Raw genomic sequence first — 19,930 nt, 5'->3', positions numbered from 1 at the left:
GTTTTATTATCGAGTTCGAGGAACGACTCGAAAAGCACATTAACTAATGGCAGTTACACAGAATCTGTTACAGGCTCTAGGGTCAGTGTACTTTAAAGCGTTATCTTTTAAAAAGTACTCTGACCCCACTATTTGCTGGGATTATGCTTCGGTTTGTAGGGCTTGCTTCTTCAGTGTTTCTATCATGTATTCGCGCATTTTAAACTTCTGAAGCTTCCCTGTTACCGTCATGGGATACTCTTTCACTACGCTGATGTATTTGGGTACTTTAAAGTAGGCTAGTTTGGATTTAAGGTAGTCGCGTATCTGATCTTCGTCTATATGTCGATTTTCCTTTGCCTTAATCCATAGGCATACTTGCTCGCCATATTTGTTGTCAGGAATACCAAAGACAGCGGCGTCTGACACATCCGCATGTTGATATAAAACTTCTTCAATTTCTCGTGGATAAATGTTCTCGCCGCCGCGAATAATCATGTCCTTTATCCTACCAACTATTGTGACATAGCCTTCTTCATCCATTTCCCCGAGATCACCAGAATGGAGCCAGCCTTCATCGTCTATGGTGGCTTTTGTCTTAACCTCATCACCCCAATAACCTTTCATTACACAGTAGCCTCTCGCGCAAATCTCACCCGGTTCTCCAATAGGTACAGTATTACCTTGGGCATCTATGATCTTAACCTCTGTGTGAGGCATAGCGCGTCCTACGGTTTTGACCTGCTTTTCAAATGGCGAGTCAATGTCAGTAATATGATTGATAGGGCTACACTCTGTCTGGCCATAACCTATGACGACCTCGGTCATATGAAATTCACTGTGAACCTTTCGCATTAGCTCTTCAGGGCAGGTACTACCTGCCATGACACCTGTCCTTAGTGTTGATAAATCAAAGTCTCTGAAGTTAGGAAGTTCGAGCTCGGCAATAAACATGGTAGGTACGCCATGTAAGCCCGTACACTTTTCTTCTTCTACCGTGCGAAGCGTTGTTTCAGGGTCGAATGATTCTCCAGGAAATACCGCGCACGCTCCCGATGCTAAGCAGACTAAGTTGCCCAACACCATTCCAAAACAGTGATATAGCGGTACGGGGATGCATAGCTTGTCTTTGTCCGTAAACCTCATTGCTTGTGACACTAACAAACCATTATTTAGAATATTTCGGTGAGTTAACGTCGCACCTTTCGGGTTACCAGTGGTACCGGAGGTGAACTGAATATTGATGTTATCATCCGGGCTAAGTTTCGATTCAATCGCTAACAGCTGAGATTTAAGCGCTTCCGTTGGTTCTATTTGTAATGCGGAAAACGCCAGCAATCCTTCCACAGGTTTATCGCCAATAGTATATACATGCTTAAGAGAAGGTAACTTAGAAAGCGATAGGGGAGTACTTGAAGCGGTATCATCTTTCCCGTCTATTTCTGGCGCAAGCTCTTTCAACATTGCAACGTAGTTTGACTGTTTGAAAGACTGCGCCATAACTAAGTATTTAACAGCTACATTATTAATGGCGAATGCTAATTCATCGGGTCGGTAAGCAGGGTTGAGGCATACCATGATAGCGCCGATTCTCGCTGTCGCCATCTGTACGATCGACCATTCGATATTGTTCGGAGACCATATACCCACACGGTCGCCAGGTTCCACACCGTTTGCAAGTAAGCCGCAAGCAACACGTTCTACTTCATACCAATACTGCTGATAGGTCCAGCTAACGTCTTGATGTTTTACAATAATCGCTGGGTTATCGCCATAATTGTCGACAACATTTTTGAAATACTGACCGATAGTGAGCGACGTCAGTTCAGCGTCATCAGAGCCAGTAAACTCACTTTTCTGAAGAGGGAGTAGTGAGTTCGGTGTAAATTTTGATTCCATCATATCTTGCCTCCATGCGCGTACGCATCTGATTTATATATAAATAATAGAGTTGGCTGTTTCGGCTTTTGGTTCCAAATAACCAATGGCAACAATTGCAGTAAATGCTGAATACGCAACGAATAAAACAAATAATTCAATCTTTATTAACAATATTGTTGCAAACGGGTTTTGTCGACAAGATGTTAGTCGTATATGGGGTTATTCAACGATGAATTTGTGTGACTCGTCGTACACGCTGAAAGGAGAGTAATAACCAAAAGTGACAATGTATTTGATGTCTAAAGAAAATTGTCTCGACTTTAATGAAACAAAAAAGCCTCCGACGAAGGAGGCTTCCTAAAAATTTTTACTTTACGAAAGGTGAGTGTCTATTCAGACTCAATACCTTCGAAGTAGGCACGATATTCCATACGGGTAACGTAAGAATCGCCATTTTCGTCCATCATCTCAAAGTCACCTTCGACATGTGCAACCTTTAACTCCTCGGCTGTAAGCTTACCGTCGCTGTCTACATCGATTTCAGTAAACTTATTGTCGGCTGTGGCTGACATTTCAGTACGAAGCTCCTTATTCTTCTCTGATATCATTTCACCGTCTGCTTTAGAGAATAATTCAGGGTTGCCCTTTTCCGAGAGTAGAGCGTCATTGGTGCCTTCAGTTTTCACCTGAGTAATGATGTCGTCGCTAAACATTGATGGTTTTTCATCAACAAACTTGTTGAATTCAACACGGCTAATCATGCTGTCACCATCGGTATCCATTTTTGCGAGAAGCTTACTGTCAATAACGCCAGAAGACTCTGAACCGACGATATAGCCGTTTCCATCCTTATCCATTGCGTTAAATCCCATCGAGATCTTCTCTTCGTGGTGGCCTGCTACTGCTGAAGCAGATAGTGTTGCAGCAATAACAGCACTGGTAATCATACTTAGTTTTGTGATCTTCATAATCAAATTCCTTCTGGCTTTTACAGTGAACTCGGGCGTTCAATTGCCCTAACCACTAGGTCCACAGACCTCAACATAGGTGCAGATTGGAAGTAAGTTTCAATCTGACACCGCTAATGACTTACGTAATTCGTTATTCATTGAATGTGCCAAATGCATAACTAACTGATTTAGTTAGGTAATAAAAATTTAAGGCGAGGTTTTCAATGTTATTGCTATGTTAAATTGTCGCAGTGTTTGCAAGATCTTCATACGGCAAACTTAAGCTGTTCTCAGATATAGATAGAACCCCATTAATGAGATTAAAACAGCGAGAGTTGATCGTTCGCTATTGTCTCAAAATTCAGGCCAATAAGAGGCAAGATACTATCGGCAATGGGTTGGATTTGCTTTTCAATATAGTGGTCATATTGAAGGGGGGCCGTGGCAGTTTCTGCGGTTTGAGGGCCCTGTACTGTAATAACATAAGCAATGGTAGTATTAAACTGATAGCGAAGTGGCAACCCCTGTTCTTTATAGTACTCGTCCGCTAATCGCGCTGCCCTTACGTGGGGAGGCAGCGACTTGGTATACGACGACAAAGGCTTTCGCAGCCGCTTTTTATAGATCAAAGCGTGGTCCATTTCACCGGATTTTATAGCAGCTATCGTTCTATTTATGTAGTCTTCAACAGGCTGTCCAGTAAACACTTTTTTGTACAGCTCGTACTGGAAGGTTTTAGCTAGTACCGTCCAATCAGAGCGGACATTTTCTAAGCCTTTAAAGACAAGTTCACCGCCCTTCATTCCTGCGTAACGTTTTTTGCTGCCTTCGGAAGAGCCTCGGATCGTCGGCATAAAAAACGTAGAAAAGTGAGATTCAAACTCAATTTCTAAGTGGCAATCAATCTCGAACTCACTTTTTAGTAACTCAGTCCACTTTCGATTAATAATGCTAGCGAGCTTAAGTCCAGTCTCTGGGGGCGTACCCAGTGCATCATTCCCTTCTACATGAACAAATGTTGAGTCGGTATCGCCGTAAATAACCGTATAGCCTAGTTCTTCAATCCAACCCGCAGTGGTTTGCATAATCTCGTGACCCCTTAATGTGATTGAGCTAGCCAGGCGAGGATCGTAGAAAGGGCAACCTCCACTACCAAGCACACCATAGAAGGAGTTCATTAATATTTTGATGGCCTGAGAGCGCGGTGCGTCTTTCTGTTTTTTGGCTTCGTCGCGCTGAAGCCATAGGTTTTCAATGATGGAAGGTAGAAAATGAGATTCGCGGCTAAATACTGCGCCTTTAAAACCTTCTATCGCCGTGTCAGGAGACTTAAGCCCTTCTGCAAGTCCCAACGGATCGATTTTAAATGTACGAATGATGGAAGGATACAGGCTCTTAAAATCTAGGACTAAAACGTCTTTATATAAACCTGGCTGGGAACGCATGACATAACCACCCGGACTAGCCAAGCCTCCATTTTCAGGTCTTACCCCCGCGACATAAGACTTGCGGTGAAGCTTAGGCAAGTACACATTTAAAAACGCGGCCACTGACCCTCCGGGGCGGCTCATATCTAGGCCGGTGAGAATACTGCGCAGTGCCAGAAAATCGATAAATTGGGTTTTATCCTGAATGCGATTGACCAGTTCCGTATCTTTAAAGTTATAGTTAGCGAGTGCAACAGGGTCGCTATGATAAAGACGCTTTATCGCTTCAAGCTTGTCTGCAGCCTGAATAAGCTTATTTTCGCCAAGCAGTTCTTCAGATACGTGATCGAGCGAGAACGACTCGAATTGATAAGTCATTGTTTTTAGTGCTTCGATACCATCAATAACGCATCGTCCTGGCACATCAACGAGGGTTTGATCTTCCCACTGTCTTACAGAAGCCTCTCTGCCATGGCGGCCGATAGCATACTTTAGCGAGTTAGCCCTAGCGCGGCGTTCAAGTACCGCCATATCGAACTGTTTAACGTTCCAGCCTAAAATGATATCTGGGTCGTAGGATGTAAGATAAGAAAAAAATGCTTCAAGCAGTACTTTTTCTGATTCAACGGTAATGAGCTCGTACGCGCTGTCTTCTTGTCCTTGCAATGTTTGCCCAACAAAACGTGGCGGGCATAGAAGCAGCACAACGTTGAGTCCCTCACCGGCTAACGCAATGCTAAAGAGTTCTTCATGCTCATTGCATTCGATGTCTATGCTTAGCGATGTAAATGTGGTTCTGAATTGACAGGGTCTGATTTGCGCATTTTCTATAACGATCTGAGGTGTATCGCCGAAATCTTGCGGAGCCAGAAATTCCACCGCACCATACACAAAGCGCTCCATTAAGTAGCGATCGGCAACGCGAATATCCGCTTCGTACAATATAATACTGCTTTCCTGCGCATGCTGGCGAAGCTGATGCATATGTGATTCGGTTGCGGTTTTTACCGTCGCAACAGGAACTTGTTCCAGCGTGTGAAACCCGTCATCTGAAACACTGATCTTTGCTGAAATACGCTCGGCGATATTGCGTAAATCATTGGCGTGATCAACAGATACAAAGCAAGTGGGGTATTGGGGGGAAGAAATTAACCTAGCTGTACTACTGGGCGTTTTAACCCATAGCTCAACATACACTTTGCCTCGCCGGGTAAACGTACTTTTATTGAGTATGAACCCTTGTTGTATTGTTGAGGCTGACATGAATCTGATTTACTAACCGGCTTTGTTGACGTTAATTTCTTTAAATAGCCTCATGGGCGTGTACGTTTTATAAACTCGCATTACCATTATCTGTTCAATAACTGGCGTAAAGGTGCAATAAAAATGCGCTACCACTGTGCACGAGAAACGGCAGTATGCTTAGTATAACGTTTGTTATCACCTACTCCTATAGATCTCTATTCGACAGATATGTTTGTTTTTGTAAGCAGCGCGAGTTAAAACGAAAACGTATAGTCTTTGTGCACGTTAGACCATGCACGATAGAAAAGGTGAGGGCGATATGGAATATCTATTCGATAAACAGGTAGAGCCGGGCGAGCTAATAGAAGTGGCCGATGGTGTTCTTTGGCTAACAATGCCGCTTCCATTTGAACTTGACCACATAAATTTGTATCTGATCCGCGGTGAAGGCGGTTGGGTGGTCATTGATACTGGCATAGGAACGTCCACCACCAAAGCGCTGTGGGAGCGTATATTCAAGCAATTAGACGGGCCAATCATTGGTGTCATCGTTACGCACTTACATCCTGATCATGTGGGGTTAGCTGGGTGGATAGCCGACACGTATAACGTCCCCTTTTATATGTCTCAAACTGAGTACTTTACTGCCAGAGCGTTTGCGGCAGGAAGAAATGGCGCAACGAATGAGCGGGATGCGCAATATTACCAGCGAGCAGGTTTAGACGAATCCATGATCGCAAAGCTTACTTCTGGTGAAGGCAATGGCTACAGCAGCGTTGTTTCACCACTACCCATTAGCTACACCCGTCTAAAACATGGTATGACGCTGTCGCTTGGCGGTAACGAATGGCAGATCATCATTGGCCGCGGCCACTCTCCTGAGCATGCGTGCCTTTACAATAAGCAAAAAAATATTCTCATATCAGGCGATCATATTTTGCCGATTATCACGCCAAACATTGGCGCCTACTCAACTGAGCCTGACGCCAACACCTTAGATGACTACCTTACCACGCTGCCGCAATTCAAGAATTTGCCCAAAGATGCGACAGTATTACCTGCTCACAAGCTACCCTTTATCGGCCTGCATGAGCGAGTAGATTCGCTTATTGCTCATCATCACGAGCACCTAAAAGCACTGTTAAATGCTTGCGAGCAACCTCAAACGGTCGTAGAGCTATTACCGGTTATGTTTAAGCGCAAGCTCTCTAGTCGCAACATGGTGTTTGCAGTAGCAGAGTGTTTGTCTCACCTTAATTACTTGCTTAATGAAGGAGTCATTTCGCGGACGTTAAACAGCAAGGGTGTGTATACATTTAAAGCCTGTGAAGTAAAAAAGCTTGCTTGTTAGTTCAGTCAGAGGACATACAAACAGAGTGAGGATTAACAACGTCTTACTCTGTACTGGGCTATCTGTGTTCTAGGCCGTTTGAGAATTTTCCGCTTCGTTTTCTTTATTCTCTTCATTATCTTCACTGGACGGGGGCTGTGCTGCAGGCTGTTTCGGAATGGTGATCTCTACCACGGTTCCTTTTGCCTCTTTGCTGCTAATAGATATTTTACCTTGATGTTGTTCAATGGCGGTGTAAGCCACAGAAAGGCCCAGCCCTTGGCCTTGCCCTTCGGGCTTTGTAGTAAAGAAGGGTTCAAAGACTCGCTTTAGATGTTTTGTAGGAATACCGCAACCTGAGTCCAGTATTTTGATGGTCACCAACGTAGGTGAATCGAGCACAGTGAGTTTAATGAAGCCCCTATCTTCTATGGCCTGCGCAGCATTTATCATAACGTTCATTAGCGCCTGTTTCAGCGGCCCAGGGTTTCCCATTACCTCCACTTTCTCTAATTCACATTCAAATTTATATTGGGGCGTACTGTACTGGGCGGAAATAAGCGTGATCAGCTGGTGACACACGGCGCAGATATCTACTATCTGCACGCCTTCAGTAGTCTCCAGCGAAAAGTTCTTAAGGTTTTCGACGATGTCTTTTACGCGGGTAAGACCGTCTGTAGACTCGGCAATTAGCTCAGTAATATCGTCCTTTAACAAGTCGTAGTGATTAGACTCAAATAGTGCGTCAATCTGCTCTTTAAGTTCGTCGGTGAAGTGTTCGAGTTGCCCCTGAACGCCATCACAAATCGCAATAAGGTGAGTTGCGTATTGCTCAAGTGTATTGAGGTTAGCGCTCACAAAACCAATAGGGTTATTAATTTCGTGGGCTATCCCCGCCGCTAGCTGACCAGTAGAAGCCATTTTCTCTGCTTGAATAAGCTGACTTTGTGCGGTATCGAGTTTGCGAATTAACTTTTTTTGCGCTTCGTGTTCTTTTTTCAGCGCTTCTGAAAGCTTTTGCTGGGCTCTAAAATAGCTAGCTTGGGCGGTCACATCTTGGAGAAAAATACACGCCAATTTTTGCCCTGTGTTTTTGTCTTTAATGGGCAAGATTTCCATGTTTTGATACATCTGTGTTTCTTCACCCGTTATAGGACGAGAGCTCTTAAACGGAAAGATGTGGGGGCGTTGTTCCCAATAGCTAAAGCTAGGATGCTGCAGTACAAAAACTGACTTTAGTCTGCGTTTTAGAAACTTACCTTGTCCTTGAAATAACTCAACAACTGGCGTTTCTTTATAGCAGTCGCGCATATTGTGAGGAAGTCGATCTAAAAAGAAGTCGTTTAGATAAACAACCTTAAAGCTCTCATCGACTATACCAATTCCGACAGGTAATTTACCTACCAGTTGTTCAAACATTATGCGAGTAACTCATCCAATGTGTCTTTCATGCGTGCAAGAGACTCATCGTCTAAGCAGAAAACAACGCGCATGCTAAACGACGAGATCGCGATAATAAACTGCACTTCCATCACTAAGCTGTGCTGCCATTGCAACTCATCGAAGTTCGCTTTATCGGGCAAGAATAACGTGGGCATGTTCAAGTTAGTGGTAAGCTCCAACTGGTCGGAAAGACCAGCCAAACACGCACCTGCCAAAATGTTACAAAGCTCCAAGATAATCTCTTGAATGTCTTCTTTGCTTAATGGTTCATCGTAATCCATTAACGTTGCGACCTCACTCAATCCAGCTTGAGATAGCACAGACATCACTTCGCCGTGTACGTCGCCTAAAAAAGACTGACGGGTATAGAAAGCGTCTTCGGTTTCAAATAAAAGACTGTAAAGCTGGGTGGGAGTAACCGCTGAGATTTTTGGGATAGAAATATCAATTTTGGTTTCAATTAACTGCGCAAGAGAGTTAGCCGCTTGCCCCATGGAAATATTTAGGAGTTCTTGAAGGGCATCTCTTTGCTCTTCGTCTAGTGGTAGTACAATGCTCATAGATACCCCAACTCAAACAACGACATTGCTAATTCTTCTTTATCAAGCGGTTTGCGTAAAAAGCGCTTTGCCCCCAGAGACATGACAATTTTCTGTTTTTCTGGCTGAAAGTCAGCGCTAATCACAATTACATTTGGGGCGTCGGGCCTTTGGTGCAAGAATTCCAACACACCAACGCCGTCAACTTCTGGCATGGTTAGGTCTAAAAGTACCAATGCAAATTCACTTTCTGACAGCGCATTTATGGCTTCTTGCCCGTTTGTTGCTTCGGTGATGTCATACTCTAAATCTTGCGGAAGTGAGCGAATCACACTACGCCTCGACAACTTAGAATCATCAGCTACTAATACAGAAATTGACATTTACAGCCTCCTAGAGCGGCATTTAATGCGATGCCTTTTTAGTAAAGTATGTGCAACTTTAGCGTTACTGCAACAATACCGTAAAAATTTTCCAATCAGCGTATTCTTTGAGCAGTGGCGCTTTGAAATGAGTATATGACAGAAGTGACTTTTATGCGTATTAGACTTTTAGTTGAAAATGACTAGGAGAGTAAACGAGGAAGTAGCAGAAAATTTAAGTCTATAAATAGCGAAGTGTGCATTGGCCGACAATGCACACCCTTGCAGCTAAGTATTTTGCATAGTGTACATTTTTTCAAGTGCACTGGGCATGGCATCAACATAGCGTTTTACATCGCCAATTTTTCCCGTACTTACGCGAGACCAGTTGTCGTACGTACGGTAGATTCCTCTAATCAGCACGTCCTGTTCAGCCATGGCTTGGCGGAAGTACTCTGCGTTGCCGTCACCTAAATTAACAAAAATAAAGTTAGTACTAGAAGGTAGCGCTGTCAATCCATTTGCTTTTACTGCGTCCATAACCATAGATTTACCTTCATAAATTTTCTCTTTAGAGAAAGTTAAAAAGGCATCGTCATTGTAGCTGGCGATAGCCGCGGCAAGGCCTGCTTGATTCAATGTATAGCCGCCCATGCCATAGCGATTGATCCACTCAGTGTTTTCCTCTGATGCGATTAAATAGCCCACGCGCATACCTGCTAAGCCATAAATCTTTGAGAAGGTTCTCGCTACAATGACATTATGACCAGCTTTAACGAGCGGAATCATTGAATGCTTAGGAGGCTCATCGATAAGCTCGTTATATGCCTCGTCGACCAACACCAGTGTTTTTTTAGATGCTTTTATGCAGAATTCGCGAAGCTTATTCGGATCGAGCACTTTTCCCGTTGGATTGTTCGGGTTACAAATGTGCACCATACCAATAGAGTCGTCTATTGCGGCGTACATGGCATCAAGGTCAATATCAAGCTCTGCCGTATTAGCAACTCTCACTATTTCTGGCGCACCTTGTTTTTCAGGTGCTTTAGACGTGGTGTCCCAAAAAAGGTCCGGGCCCAGAATTTTTCCGTTCTTGCTGGCCGCAAGGGCGGCGTAGGAAAGAATAGGGCTTGAACCGGCGCTTAAAGAAATGTGCTTTCGAGTAATGCCATAGCGCTCGGCAATCATATCCAATAGTGTCATAGCGGCGGGATAAGCATAGTAGGCTCCACCTTCCGCCGATGCTTTTGCGATAGCGTCTAGCGCTTTCGGGCTCGGCCCAAACGGGTTTTCATTGGCATTGAGCTTTGCAACCCCAGGCTTTGGTCCATACATAACAGACGATGGGGAAGCGCTTGCGCTAACAGATTGGGCGCTCACAAGGTGACTTATGCCACTCGCACCTATTGCTGACGCTGCAACTGTGCCACCAATAAACAAGCGTCTTGAACGGTTATAACTCACGGGTTGTCTCCTTCTTCTTTTAAATGGCTTTATAGAACATTGCGCTAGAAACAATGACGAGATAGATGCCAAATAAGCGCTTTAGCTTCTTTTCACTGAAGTTGTGCGCCATTTTGGCTCCGATTGGAGCGGTAAAGATTGCCCCAATACTGATAGCAATAAGCGCAGGTATATTGATGTAGCCAATAGTGCCTATCGGCAACGAGGCGGTTTCAGGGTGCTTCATAAACAAAAAGCCAATGGCACCTGGAAGCCCGATAAGAAAGCCGACGCCTGCGGCGGTCGCGACAGCCTGTTGAATGGTGCGCTGGCACATCACCATCGTGATTACGGTTGGCGTGCCACCACCTATGCCAAGCAGAGCAGAGAAACCACCCAGAACAAACGCCAAAACCGCTTTGCCTATGCCTTTAGGCATATCGAAAACAAGCCCGGGTCTTACAACGAACTCAGGGAAAAGGAAGTATACGGAGTAAAGTAGAACACCAGCAGCGAACACGACCGTTAAACCATTGGCGCTGGAGTTGTTTGCGATGAGCAGCCCGCCACCAACGCCAAGAATAAGCCAAATACTCCACGAGCGAAGAATGTCAAAATCCACCGCACCTTTAGCGCGATGCGCCATCACTGACCGAGCGCTTGATACCACAATGGATGCCAATGATGTTCCGATGGCTACCTTAACGAGGGCTTCTGATGGAGGAGTAAAAAACGGAAAAACAGCGAGAAGAGCTGGCACGACAACAAATCCCCCGCCATTACCAAACAGACCTGCCGTGATACCTGCAATGGCACCCGTTATACATAAAGTAACTACAAACCACAGTAGCTCTATTTCCATTTGCTTTTTACTCCGCATGAAACAGCTTTAAACATGAATGACCTTTTAAGTTTTTCTTATATACCGTTAACTACATACACAAACACCGACTTATGTCGGTGTTTGCAAGGAGCCAGTTAAAAACGGGCTGCCAGTCGGGTGTAGTAATATCCTCCCTGCCAATCAACCACCGAGGCAGAGTCATAGACTTCACCGCAACAGGCGTCGCCGTTAGTACTTACATCTGGGTAATTGTCGAAGAGATTTCTTACCCCCACTGACAGGGTGAGGTTCTCGTTAATAAGGTAGGAGCCCTCTATATCGAACATATATTCGTCACCGAAGGTTTGAATATTCGTGGCGTTTACCCCGTCATCGCTTCCCGCATTTTCGTATTCGCCAAAATAGCTAAGACGTGCAACGGCAGACCACACGTCGTAACTGTGGGTAACTGAGAAAACACCACGCATTTCGGGGCGGCCATTTTCAAAGTCGAACTGATCCTCAGCGTTCAAGTATTCACTCGGATCAGAATCGAACTCTGTTTTGTTGTAATTCACAGAGCCGGTTAGCACGGTTGCGCCATACTTCGATTCCATCTTGTAAGTAGCAACAACGTCCAGGCCCTCGGTTACGGTATCGAAAGCATTTTGGAAGAAGAACACACCACCAATGGACTCGGCGCCAGAAACATTGGCACCTGCTAGGGCTAGATAGTTTTGGTATGCGTCATAACCGTCTGCTTGAGGGTCGGTAACGACAGTGGTGGAAACATCTCGGGTAGACACAGAGTAAAGGCGGTCTTCAAGCTTGATGTTGTAGTAATCAACAGTGAGCGTTAAGTCGCCATAGTTCGCAGTCATGCCCAGCGTAAAGTTGGTCGATTTTTCGGGTGAAAGCTCGTTGGCACCAAGCGCCTGCGCTACTTCGCCGCCGGCTGGGAACAAACCTGTTGCTACTGGGAAGCCATCGGGCAAACGTGTAGATACGTTGGTCGTGCCTTGCTGACCTGGAGTAGGGGCTCTAAAGCCAGTGCCAAAAGACGACCTAAAGCCTACTTCGTCACTAAACTGATAGAACCCTGCAACTTTGTACACAACCTCTGAGCCAAAATCAGAATAGTCTTCATAACGCAGCGCAGCCTGAGCAAACAGCTCGTCTGTAATGTCACCAGAGATATCCGTGTATACCGCATATGAGTCACGCTCGTATGAGCCCGAATAGTCTGGTGAATAGCCAGGGAAGCCGTTGGAGCCAACGCCTACAACGGTATAAACGGCGTCTACTCCAGCGAATCCATCATCTTCAACCCCATCGTCGTTACTGTCAGCACTGGTGTAGTTGGCACAATTCAGAGTTGAACTGTTTGCAATGACAGCAGCGCCCAGTGCCGTAGTGGTGTAGTCGTCGTTACAAAACTCCCAAGGGTCGGATGTGGCGTAAGAGCCTGCAAAATAGGAACTTAGCTCGCCTTCAGAGATTTCGTATGACTCGTCTAAGTAACTTGCACCGAAGGCAAGAACATACTGATTCAAGTCATAGGTGAAGTCAGCTTGAATCTGTGTTTCTTCGTTGGTTAAGTCACCCGGCTTAAATGAAGTAGGTGACTCGTTACCCAGTGACGGGTTAATGGTATTGGCTAGTGTGTAAGAGATTTCATTATTGCCGTAACGACCACTGATATCATAAGTAAGGTCGCCCGACATGCCCTTAACACCACCAACAAATGAGTAGTCAGTCACATCACCGAAGAAACGAGGCGTGAAGCCACCGGGGAAGAACTCTAGCGGGTTCCAGATTGAACCGTCCTCAAGTCGAATGTCTTCAATGGTGCCATTGCCTGGATAGCGATAATAAAATGAACCGTCACCTTCACTTTCTGAATAGTTACCGAATGCGTAGAGTTCAAGTTCACTGGATAGTGCGTAACCTGCGTTAAAGAAAACACGCGTCCCACTTGTATTTGGTTGCCCCCATGGTTGGACTACGTCTGAACCATGAACGCTGTTGGCCATGGCCGTAGCATCAGCGATGTATTGATCTGACTGGTCATCCACACAAAACCATGGCTCACAATATTGCTCACCACGAAAGGTGGCTTCGCTGTCAGAGTATTCGGCTGAAATACTGAAAAAGCCATCGTCGCCTAACGCGAAACCTTTATTCCCAGTAACGGTAATTTGATCGCCATCTCCTTCGTAGTAGCTGCCGTAGTCGGCAGTGAACGAGCCGCCTTCGGTGTTATTTTTTAATTGAAAGTTGATAACACCTGCAATGGCATCTGAGCCATATTGCGCAGCTGCACCGTCGCGCAACACTTCAACACTTTGAATTGCTGCGGTGGGAATAGTTGCGATGTCTGGCCCCTGTGTGCCAGAACCGCCAATTGAAACAAGTGCGGCCCTGTGACGACGTTTAGAGTTAACCAAAACAAGCGTTTTGTCGGTGGGCATACCTCTAAGCGTTGCTGGACGGATAAATGTTCCGCCGTCGGAAATGGGTTGACGGCCTACGGAATAAGAGGGAACGAGTGTCATAAGGACATTGTTCATATCGGTAAACGCAACGGCTTCAACGTCTTCGGCGGTGAGTACATCGACCGGTACAGGAGAGCTGGTTACTGAACGCGGTGCACCGCGGGCACCAACAACGGCAATGCGTTCTAGGTCTTTGGCTTCTGTGGTTTCTTCAGTCACTTCTTGCGCCTGTACAAGCAATGAAGTAGTGAAAAGTGTTAATCCGGTAAGTGCGTAACGTACTGCAGTGTGGAGCTTTTTCTGTTTCATTTGTGTTCCCAATCGTGCTTATTGCTACTTAGTTTTGTGGGTGTGGATTATTAAAATCTGCACTCTTTTTAGGCACGCACGAGCACTACTTTGATGCGAGAAGCATCTTGTTATTGTTGTCTAGCCACTCGTGTACAAGAACAAGGCTAAAAACTCTTTGGCTTTGCAGGAAGAAAGAAGATTATTCAGGGGTATAAGAAAAATATTGAGCTGTCTCACAGGGCGCTAATTTAATGCTATTAGACTTAAGTATGGGGGAAGACAAGATTTTCATGCCCCACTGCTTTTAGCCCATTTTTACAATTTTGCTTCATATAACTTAATGGAATGGCATATTCGTTGCTGCCATCTTCATTAAACCGTTCCCGTTCTAGAACTCACCACCTTTGTAAGGAGGGCAAGTGCATTCAAAACAGCTGCATTATTTTGTTATGACTGTGCGTAAGGGTAGTATTGCTGCGGCGGCGAGAGCATTGGATATCGCTCAACCCGCCATTAGTCAGCAGTTGGCAAGTTTAGAGAGAGAGATGAAAGCGACGCTGCTTGAAAGAAGTTTTTCGGGAGTAAACCTAACATCGGCGGGCGATGTTTTTTATAAACATGCATTAAAGCTGCTAACCGAAATAGACAACGTTAAGGCCGCATTGGAAGCCTTTCAAACTGGACAAAAGAAGGTAGTAAAAATAGGCATGCTACCATCAATCGGCAATGTGCTTTCTTTACCGCTGCTCACGGAGATAACGGCGAACCATAAAGGGCTCAAAGTCGAAATCAGCACTGGACCGTCTTACACCATTAATGATTGGCTTGAGTCAAAGCAGGTGGATGTTGCGCTTACTTATCAGCAAGCTGTCGACCCTAAATTCATGCGAGTCACACCGCTAATTCAAGAAGATCTTCATTTGGTTTTTTCTGCTTCCTCATCGTGTGAACAATACGCCAAGCTTCGAGATAGAACGACGATCCGTTTTTGGGAAATCAGTGAATTACCTTTGCTATCACCGGGTAACAAAGATGCATTGGGTCAACTAATTGCTGACTATGAAAAAGCAACGGGCGTTAGTTTGCAGCACGATTTGGCCTATTCTGGACAACTCATGACTGGCCTTAGGCAAGTTATGCAGGGAGAAGGCGTGATGATCCTTCCTACATCAGCTATTTTTCATTTAAAGGAGTCTGGCCTAGTTTCATCACTGAAAATAACACAGCCAGAAATGCAGCGTACTGTACTCGCTGCGACAAACAAGAGTGCCAAGACGCTGCTAGATAGCAGTCCGATCATTGATATTCTAAGAAAAGTAGTGGCTCAAGAAAACGCACTGAAACACTGGTGCGGTACGTTAGAATTTGCCGCTTCATCGTTCATAGCGCAACCTGCATAGCACTGTGCCAACACAAGATAATGCTAAATCTCGCGTACGACGAGAATAACGCAACCCGTTAAGTGCAAAAGATCACTGGGTTAGTCGTTCTGGGGCAGTTCAATATCAACAAGCACAGGTAAATGATCTGACAAGATTCGAGTTTTCGCATTTTTTAATTTTCTGCACGCTTTTACCTTGATGTCGTCAGACACCCATACTCTATCAAGTGCAAATACAGGAAAGTGGCTTGGAAATGTTGCCCCCACTTTTTGCTGTAATAGTAAATCGTTAAGTGCTTTAAACGCTTTTGAGAAAAACTGCCACTCATTGAAATCACCGGCTAGAACTAGAGGGATTTGCTTCTCTTTCATTCTTGAAGAAAGGTGCTCATGAAGCAAAGAAAACTGTGAGCGACGTTCTAGCTTCTTAAGCCCCTTATGGGTATTCACCACCGTAAGGGGGGTCTTTTCTGTCTTGAGCTCTACAATCTGAACATTTCTAGGCTGTCGCCCGTTTTGGCTGACATCCAGTGTATCGTGCGCTAATACGTCAAAGCGAGTTAGAATGGCGTTGCCGTACCAGCCATCAGATTCCCTAATGGCTGGTGATGGAATGAGCTTAAACGTGTTTTCAGCGCAGATATCTTTAACGTCCTGTGCTGTACTTCGCTCAGAGGGACGAGTATCCATTTCTTGCAGCAGCACCACGTCGGCGCCACTGTTTGCCAAGAATTGCCCTATGCGTTTGTAATCGTGCTTTTTGTCTCTGCCTATTCCGCTGTGAATGTTGTAGGTCACTATGCGGCACATTTCTCTACCTCATCTTTGTCACTATTATCACTGGCAGTATCTTGATTCCCCGACTCCTTTCGAGCTTGGTAGTAGCGGGCAAATTTTTGCGAGCCCCAAATCATAAGGCCCCATAAAACGATACCGCCAACTAAATAGCTAATGGTTTCCACAGAAGGGTTCTGCCAAATTTGTGCTATCGAATCACCCACAAGCCCTTTCGCAATCATGGGCGGGAACATGCCTAAAAATGTCCCCACTAAAAACTGGAAAATGCCAATAGATGAGATGCCCGCTACCAAATTCACCAGACTAAAGGGCGCTACAGGCAACATTCGAATGGCCGCGACGCCAACGATACCGCTACGCTTTAGTTTTTCGTCAACGGCAGCTACCTTTGGACCTCCAATTTTTCTAAGCCCCGCGTTGCCTGATAGCTTGCCTATTCCAAACATGATTGCAGAGCTCATTAGTGCTCCCATGATGCCGTAGATGGGCCCCCATATAGGGCCAAAAATAGCAGCCACAGCAAGTGACAGTACAGTGACCGGGAAGAATAAAACGCCGCCGACCACATAGACCAGCAACACGGTAGGCAGAGCAAAGTAGGTTCCACGACTTTTCTCTAGAAAGGCGTTAATGCTGTCAGAACTTAACCAAGGTATTGACTGGCTAGCCCAAAACATAAGCCCGCCAAGAACAGCAATGATGGCAAGACCAATCAAAATCATAATACTGCGACGTCTTGGGTTACGTGCAGGCATAGCAGCTCCATCAAAGGTTGGCACCGAAATAAGGGGTTCTTCAGGGTCAGATAACGCTCTGAACACATTCTTAACGGATTGTTCGGTAAACACCTCATCGCGAACTTCGGTAAGTACGTAGCCGTGTGCTATCTGATCCTGCATTAATGCTTCAACCGGATATTCATTGTTGAATAACGCCGGCATTGCATCAATATCACGCCCCGTGTGCTCTGCGAGTAAGTCGTTTCTCACTTGCTCAATACACGCCTGATTGTCTTTGGTGTTACCAAACAGCACCGTGTCGATTTCGGTGTCTAGCGTCATTGAGCGATTACTCAAGTTTGATGACCCGATAACAAGGTATTTGTTATCAATGGTCATCACTTTGGAGTGGATGCGCTTGTATGCCTTGCGGCCTTGCATGTCTTCAATTGAAGAATAAGTCAGTTTTACGCGCTTAGGGTCAATCCCTTTTTCTAAAATTTCCTTGAATTCTATGCGGCTTGCCCAAAATGCTTCGCACTCAAACTTACCTTTTGGCTCGTAGGAACTTACGATAATGACCGAAAGATTAGGTTTCAGTTTGAGCTGCTTATTCAGCGCTTCAGCGATCTCCTGACGCGTTGTAAATTGATTCTCAATGTAGATTACAGACTCTGCTTCACCGATAAGATCAAGCAGCATATGACGTACCTCTTGAGCAGGCTCGACCTCATCCATAAATGGAATTGTTCTGGCAAGTGCACACTCTACGTCTTCAAAAAGGGGAGGATAATCTTGTGGCCAAGCATCAGGCAACGGGGCATTTTCATCAATGCGCGCGTCCTCGCGGATATCAATAGGTGAAGAGTCAGCAACACGCTGCCACCTCCATCGAACTAATTTTGAAAAGTCGGCTACTACAGGTCCACTTGATACCATTTGCACATCATGAAGAGGACCATACTCCCCATCAGGTCCATCACGCTCTTCTGAAACTACGGGGTGGTCACGGGTATCCCAGCGGTTGGTAGATACATCCATTCCACCTGAGAATACAAGTTCATCATCGATAACCACAATTTTTTGGTGCTGACTTCCGCCCATCGGAATCGTGTCATCGAGCTCGGTTTGCACATTGTCTGGAGTTTTTTCTTCCCACACTTCCTTTGCCCACATTTCGCGCTGCGCGAAAAAGGCTAGCGATGAGTCCCAACGTAGCAGGTAAATTTTAATGTCAGGATTTTGCTCAGCTTTCCACTTAAGTAAATCACTTATTACGCTCGGCGCTTCACTGTTCGCTTCGTCGTCGCCTCGCAGCAAGCGAATGCGGCTATCTATATCCCATCCAACAATGAAGATACTGTGCTTAGCTTTAACGATAGAGCTGTGCAAGGCTTTATAATAGTTTCCGCAATCTATCAAAGGTGTAGAAAAGCGAGCCTTGCTCTCTACCCAACAGTTTTGACCGGGTTGAAATACACTCTTTCCTGATTGCATGTGACGTTTCCTATTTATTCATTTTTCACTATTTGTATTCTGTTGCAGAATTTGTACCTCTATAAAACGTAAGAACGATAAATATAAGTAAATGATTTTTATCGATAATTAGAGTTTTTGAGCTCGTGTGTAAGATGTATCAGTTCACAATGTGTAATATTTTCACTGTGAAACGAGTTTAATATTCACAGTTAAAAAACAGGCGCTAGATAAATCAAGTTTAATCCGAAGACTATTAAGCGATAGAAGCGGCACGAGCAGGTGAAATGGGAAGAGGGTTTGCGGTTGTGGCTGATGAAGTACGAACGTTAGCAGGTAACTCCCAGTCCTCATCCAATGAAATTGACAACTTAGTTAAAACGACAGTGTCAAAAATTGAGGAACTGGCGCAGCTCATCCAGAAAATAGATGGGTAGCAAAAAAAAGCCTTGGCTGTGTTGCCAAGGCTTTAGCATTCTCATTAAGTCACGTTGTTAAACGTGAGACAACCAATGTCTTAGAAACGATACTCAACACCAATACTGGCTTGCTTAAGATCGGTTTCAAAATCGGTGTCGTCGATGTCATCAAACGCTTCGTCTGCATCAAGCTCTGTATCATAAACAGTGTACTCGGCGTTTACTAAAAAGTTACTAGTAATCGCGTAGCTTAGACCTGCGCCTACAAACAAGCTTTCGTCATCGTTATCACGTGAAACGCCAGCAAAGTTATACTCGGTTTCTGACCAAAGTTGACCTGCTTTCGCGTAGAGAGAAAAACGCTCTGTTAATGGAAGAATACCCTTGATCGCCGCTGTGTAGCCGTCTGTTTCAGCGCCTGCAAGGTCGTTACCGTAATCACCAAAATCGATGTAACCACCTTCAATTGCAATCCACTCATTAAATTTATATCCAACAAGGCCTTGCCAAACATCTTTGTCATCGTCAAAGTCATCTTCACCTTCAACGCGTAGGTAACCGTAATTACCACCTACATAAAAACCACTGTCTTTTGCTTCAATTTGATTTGATTGAGCATGCGCACCGAATGAAGCCATAGCACTGATAGAGGCAACAGCTGCAAGTCCGGTAAGTGTCTTAAGTGTGTTTTTCATAAGTTCATCCTCATTACTTCTTTAACATTCCATCGACTTCTTATCTGAAGTTAATGCGTCTTTAATTGCATCATCTCTGTATCAATTGCTGTGCCATGGTAGAAATTGCAGAATGTATTTCAATTAGATGAAAACTTTACATAAACCGGCACTTTTTAGTTGGTTATTTAGCCGCTTATAGAAAGTATGGAAAAGTTTCACTCTTCAAAAAGCGAAAAAATTTCCCAATCTCTG

General features: G+C 44.9%; 14 protein-coding genes and 1 pseudogene. 3 read left to right on the top strand and 12 right to left on the bottom strand.

Going from position 1 to position 19,930, the window contains the following annotated elements; genetic code table 11:
• Positions 1-141: 141 nt before the first annotated feature.
• The 3 genes from QME20_RS09855 to QME20_RS09845 all read right to left on the bottom strand — a co-directional run bounded on the left by QME20_RS09855 (position 142) and on the right by QME20_RS09845 (position 5,500).
• Positions 142-1,881 carry an AMP-binding protein gene (locus tag QME20_RS09855; RefSeq protein WP_281715862.1) on the bottom strand — a complete coding sequence of 580 codons (1,740 nt, stop codon included), beginning with the start codon at positions 1,879-1,881 and terminating at the stop codon, positions 142-144.
• 368 nt (positions 1,882-2,249) lie between these two features.
• On the bottom strand, positions 2,250-2,828 hold the full coding sequence (locus tag QME20_RS09850; protein WP_014949496.1) for a hypothetical protein: 579 nt from the start codon (positions 2,826-2,828) through the stop codon (positions 2,250-2,252).
• A 302-nt stretch (positions 2,829-3,130) separates the two neighbouring features.
• The gene (locus tag QME20_RS09845; protein ID WP_281715861.1) at positions 3,131-5,500 is read right to left on the bottom strand and encodes a DNA polymerase II; all 2,370 of its coding nucleotides are present in this window, start codon (positions 5,498-5,500) and stop codon (positions 3,131-3,133) included.
• Between the two features lie 301 nt (positions 5,501-5,801).
• Between QME20_RS09845 and QME20_RS09840 the strand changes: the two genes are divergently transcribed.
• Positions 5,802-6,833 (top strand): MBL fold metallo-hydrolase, encoded by a 1,032-nt coding sequence (locus tag QME20_RS09840; protein WP_278344118.1) that lies wholly within the window; start codon positions 5,802-5,804, stop codon positions 6,831-6,833.
• Between the two features lie 69 nt (positions 6,834-6,902).
• Here the strand turns inward: QME20_RS09840 and QME20_RS09835 are convergent, their stop codons facing one another.
• From QME20_RS09835 to QME20_RS09810, 6 genes are all read right to left on the bottom strand, one after another.
• Positions 6,903-8,231, bottom strand: coding sequence for an ATP-binding protein (locus tag QME20_RS09835; RefSeq protein WP_039225910.1), 1,329 nt, complete (start codon positions 8,229-8,231; stop codon positions 6,903-6,905).
• Positions 8,231-8,815: a chemotaxis protein CheX gene (locus QME20_RS09830; protein ID WP_014949492.1), complete on the bottom strand. Its 585-nt coding sequence runs from the start codon at positions 8,813-8,815 to the stop codon at positions 8,231-8,233. Before QME20_RS09830 ends, QME20_RS09835 begins: the two co-directional genes overlap by 1 nt.
• Entirely contained in the window at positions 8,812-9,177 is a 366-nt protein-coding gene (locus QME20_RS09825) for a response regulator (RefSeq protein WP_014949491.1), read from the bottom strand. Before QME20_RS09825 ends, QME20_RS09830 begins: the two co-directional genes overlap by 4 nt.
• Before the next feature lie 267 nt (positions 9,178-9,444).
• Positions 9,445-10,620, bottom strand: coding sequence for a histidinol-phosphate transaminase (locus QME20_RS09820; RefSeq protein ID WP_168463517.1), 1,176 nt, complete (start codon positions 10,618-10,620; stop codon positions 9,445-9,447).
• A 19-nt stretch (positions 10,621-10,639) separates the two neighbouring features.
• Complete coding sequence (locus QME20_RS09815) at positions 10,640-11,461, bottom strand: sulfite exporter TauE/SafE family protein (protein WP_281715863.1); 822 nt, start codon at positions 11,459-11,461, stop codon at positions 10,640-10,642.
• Between the two features lie 116 nt (positions 11,462-11,577).
• The gene (locus QME20_RS09810; protein WP_281715860.1) at positions 11,578-14,226 is read right to left on the bottom strand and encodes a TonB-dependent receptor; all 2,649 of its coding nucleotides are present in this window, start codon (positions 14,224-14,226) and stop codon (positions 11,578-11,580) included.
• Positions 14,227-14,627: 401 nt separating this feature from the next.
• Between QME20_RS09810 and QME20_RS09805 the strand changes: the two genes are divergently transcribed.
• Complete coding sequence (locus QME20_RS09805) at positions 14,628-15,608, top strand: LysR family transcriptional regulator (RefSeq protein ID WP_049588945.1); 981 nt, start codon at positions 14,628-14,630, stop codon at positions 15,606-15,608.
• A gap of 80 nt (positions 15,609-15,688) precedes the next feature.
• Here the strand turns inward: QME20_RS09805 and QME20_RS09800 are convergent, their stop codons facing one another.
• Both QME20_RS09800 and QME20_RS09795 read right to left on the bottom strand, forming a co-directional pair.
• Positions 15,689-16,399, bottom strand: a complete 711-nt coding sequence (locus QME20_RS09800) for an endonuclease/exonuclease/phosphatase family protein (protein WP_281715859.1) — start codon at positions 16,397-16,399, stop codon at positions 15,689-15,691.
• Positions 16,387-18,603 (bottom strand): VTT domain-containing protein, encoded by a 2,217-nt coding sequence (locus tag QME20_RS09795; RefSeq protein WP_014977396.1) that lies wholly within the window; start codon positions 18,601-18,603, stop codon positions 16,387-16,389. Before QME20_RS09795 ends, QME20_RS09800 begins: the two co-directional genes overlap by 13 nt.
• Before the next feature lie 239 nt (positions 18,604-18,842).
• On the opposite strand from QME20_RS09795, the pseudogene QME20_RS09790 reads away from it, so the two are divergent.
• A pseudogene (locus tag QME20_RS09790) lies at positions 18,843-19,019 on the top strand (methyl-accepting chemotaxis protein); the annotation flags it as partial.
• Positions 19,020-19,099: 80 nt separating this feature from the next.
• On the opposite strand, the gene QME20_RS09785 reads toward QME20_RS09790, so the two are convergent.
• Positions 19,100-19,696 carry a porin family protein gene (locus QME20_RS09785; RefSeq protein ID WP_014949483.1) on the bottom strand — a complete coding sequence of 199 codons (597 nt, stop codon included), beginning with the start codon at positions 19,694-19,696 and terminating at the stop codon, positions 19,100-19,102.
• Positions 19,697-19,930 lie beyond the last annotated feature (234 nt).

The organism is Alteromonas sp. CyTr2 (assembly GCF_947311905.1).
Lineage (GTDB): Bacteria > Pseudomonadota > Gammaproteobacteria > Enterobacterales > Alteromonadaceae > Alteromonas > Alteromonas macleodii.
This window is presented reverse-complemented; position numbering and strand designations above follow the sequence as displayed.

Excerpts from the sequence above, each read along its gene's own strand:
- QME20_RS09855 (WP_281715862.1), bottom strand. The coding sequence starts at position 1,881 with ATGATGGAATCAAAATTTACACCGAACTCACTACTCCCTCTTCAGAAA.
- QME20_RS09850 (WP_014949496.1), bottom strand. The coding sequence starts at position 2,828 with ATGAAGATCACAAAACTAAGTATGATTACCAGTGCTGTTATTGCTGCA.
- QME20_RS09845 (WP_281715861.1), bottom strand. The coding sequence starts at position 5,500 with ATGTCAGCCTCAACAATACAACAAGGGTTCATACTCAATAAAAGTACG.
- QME20_RS09840 (WP_278344118.1), top strand. The coding sequence starts at position 5,802 with ATGGAATATCTATTCGATAAACAGGTAGAGCCGGGCGAGCTAATAGAA.
- QME20_RS09835 (WP_039225910.1), bottom strand. The coding sequence starts at position 8,231 with ATGTTTGAACAACTGGTAGGTAAATTACCTGTCGGAATTGGTATAGTC.
- QME20_RS09830 (WP_014949492.1), bottom strand. The coding sequence starts at position 8,815 with ATGAGCATTGTACTACCACTAGACGAAGAGCAAAGAGATGCCCTTCAA.
- QME20_RS09825 (WP_014949491.1), bottom strand. The coding sequence starts at position 9,177 with ATGTCAATTTCTGTATTAGTAGCTGATGATTCTAAGTTGTCGAGGCGT.
- QME20_RS09815 (WP_281715863.1), bottom strand. The coding sequence starts at position 11,461 with ATGGAAATAGAGCTACTGTGGTTTGTAGTTACTTTATGTATAACGGGT.
- QME20_RS09810 (WP_281715860.1), bottom strand. The coding sequence starts at position 14,226 with ATGAAACAGAAAAAGCTCCACACTGCAGTACGTTACGCACTTACCGGA.
- QME20_RS09800 (WP_281715859.1), bottom strand. The coding sequence starts at position 16,399 with ATGTGCCGCATAGTGACCTACAACATTCACAGCGGAATAGGCAGAGAC.
- QME20_RS09795 (WP_014977396.1), bottom strand. The coding sequence starts at position 18,603 with ATGCAATCAGGAAAGAGTGTATTTCAACCCGGTCAAAACTGTTGGGTA.
- QME20_RS09785 (WP_014949483.1), bottom strand. The coding sequence starts at position 19,696 with ATGAAAAACACACTTAAGACACTTACCGGACTTGCAGCTGTTGCCTCT.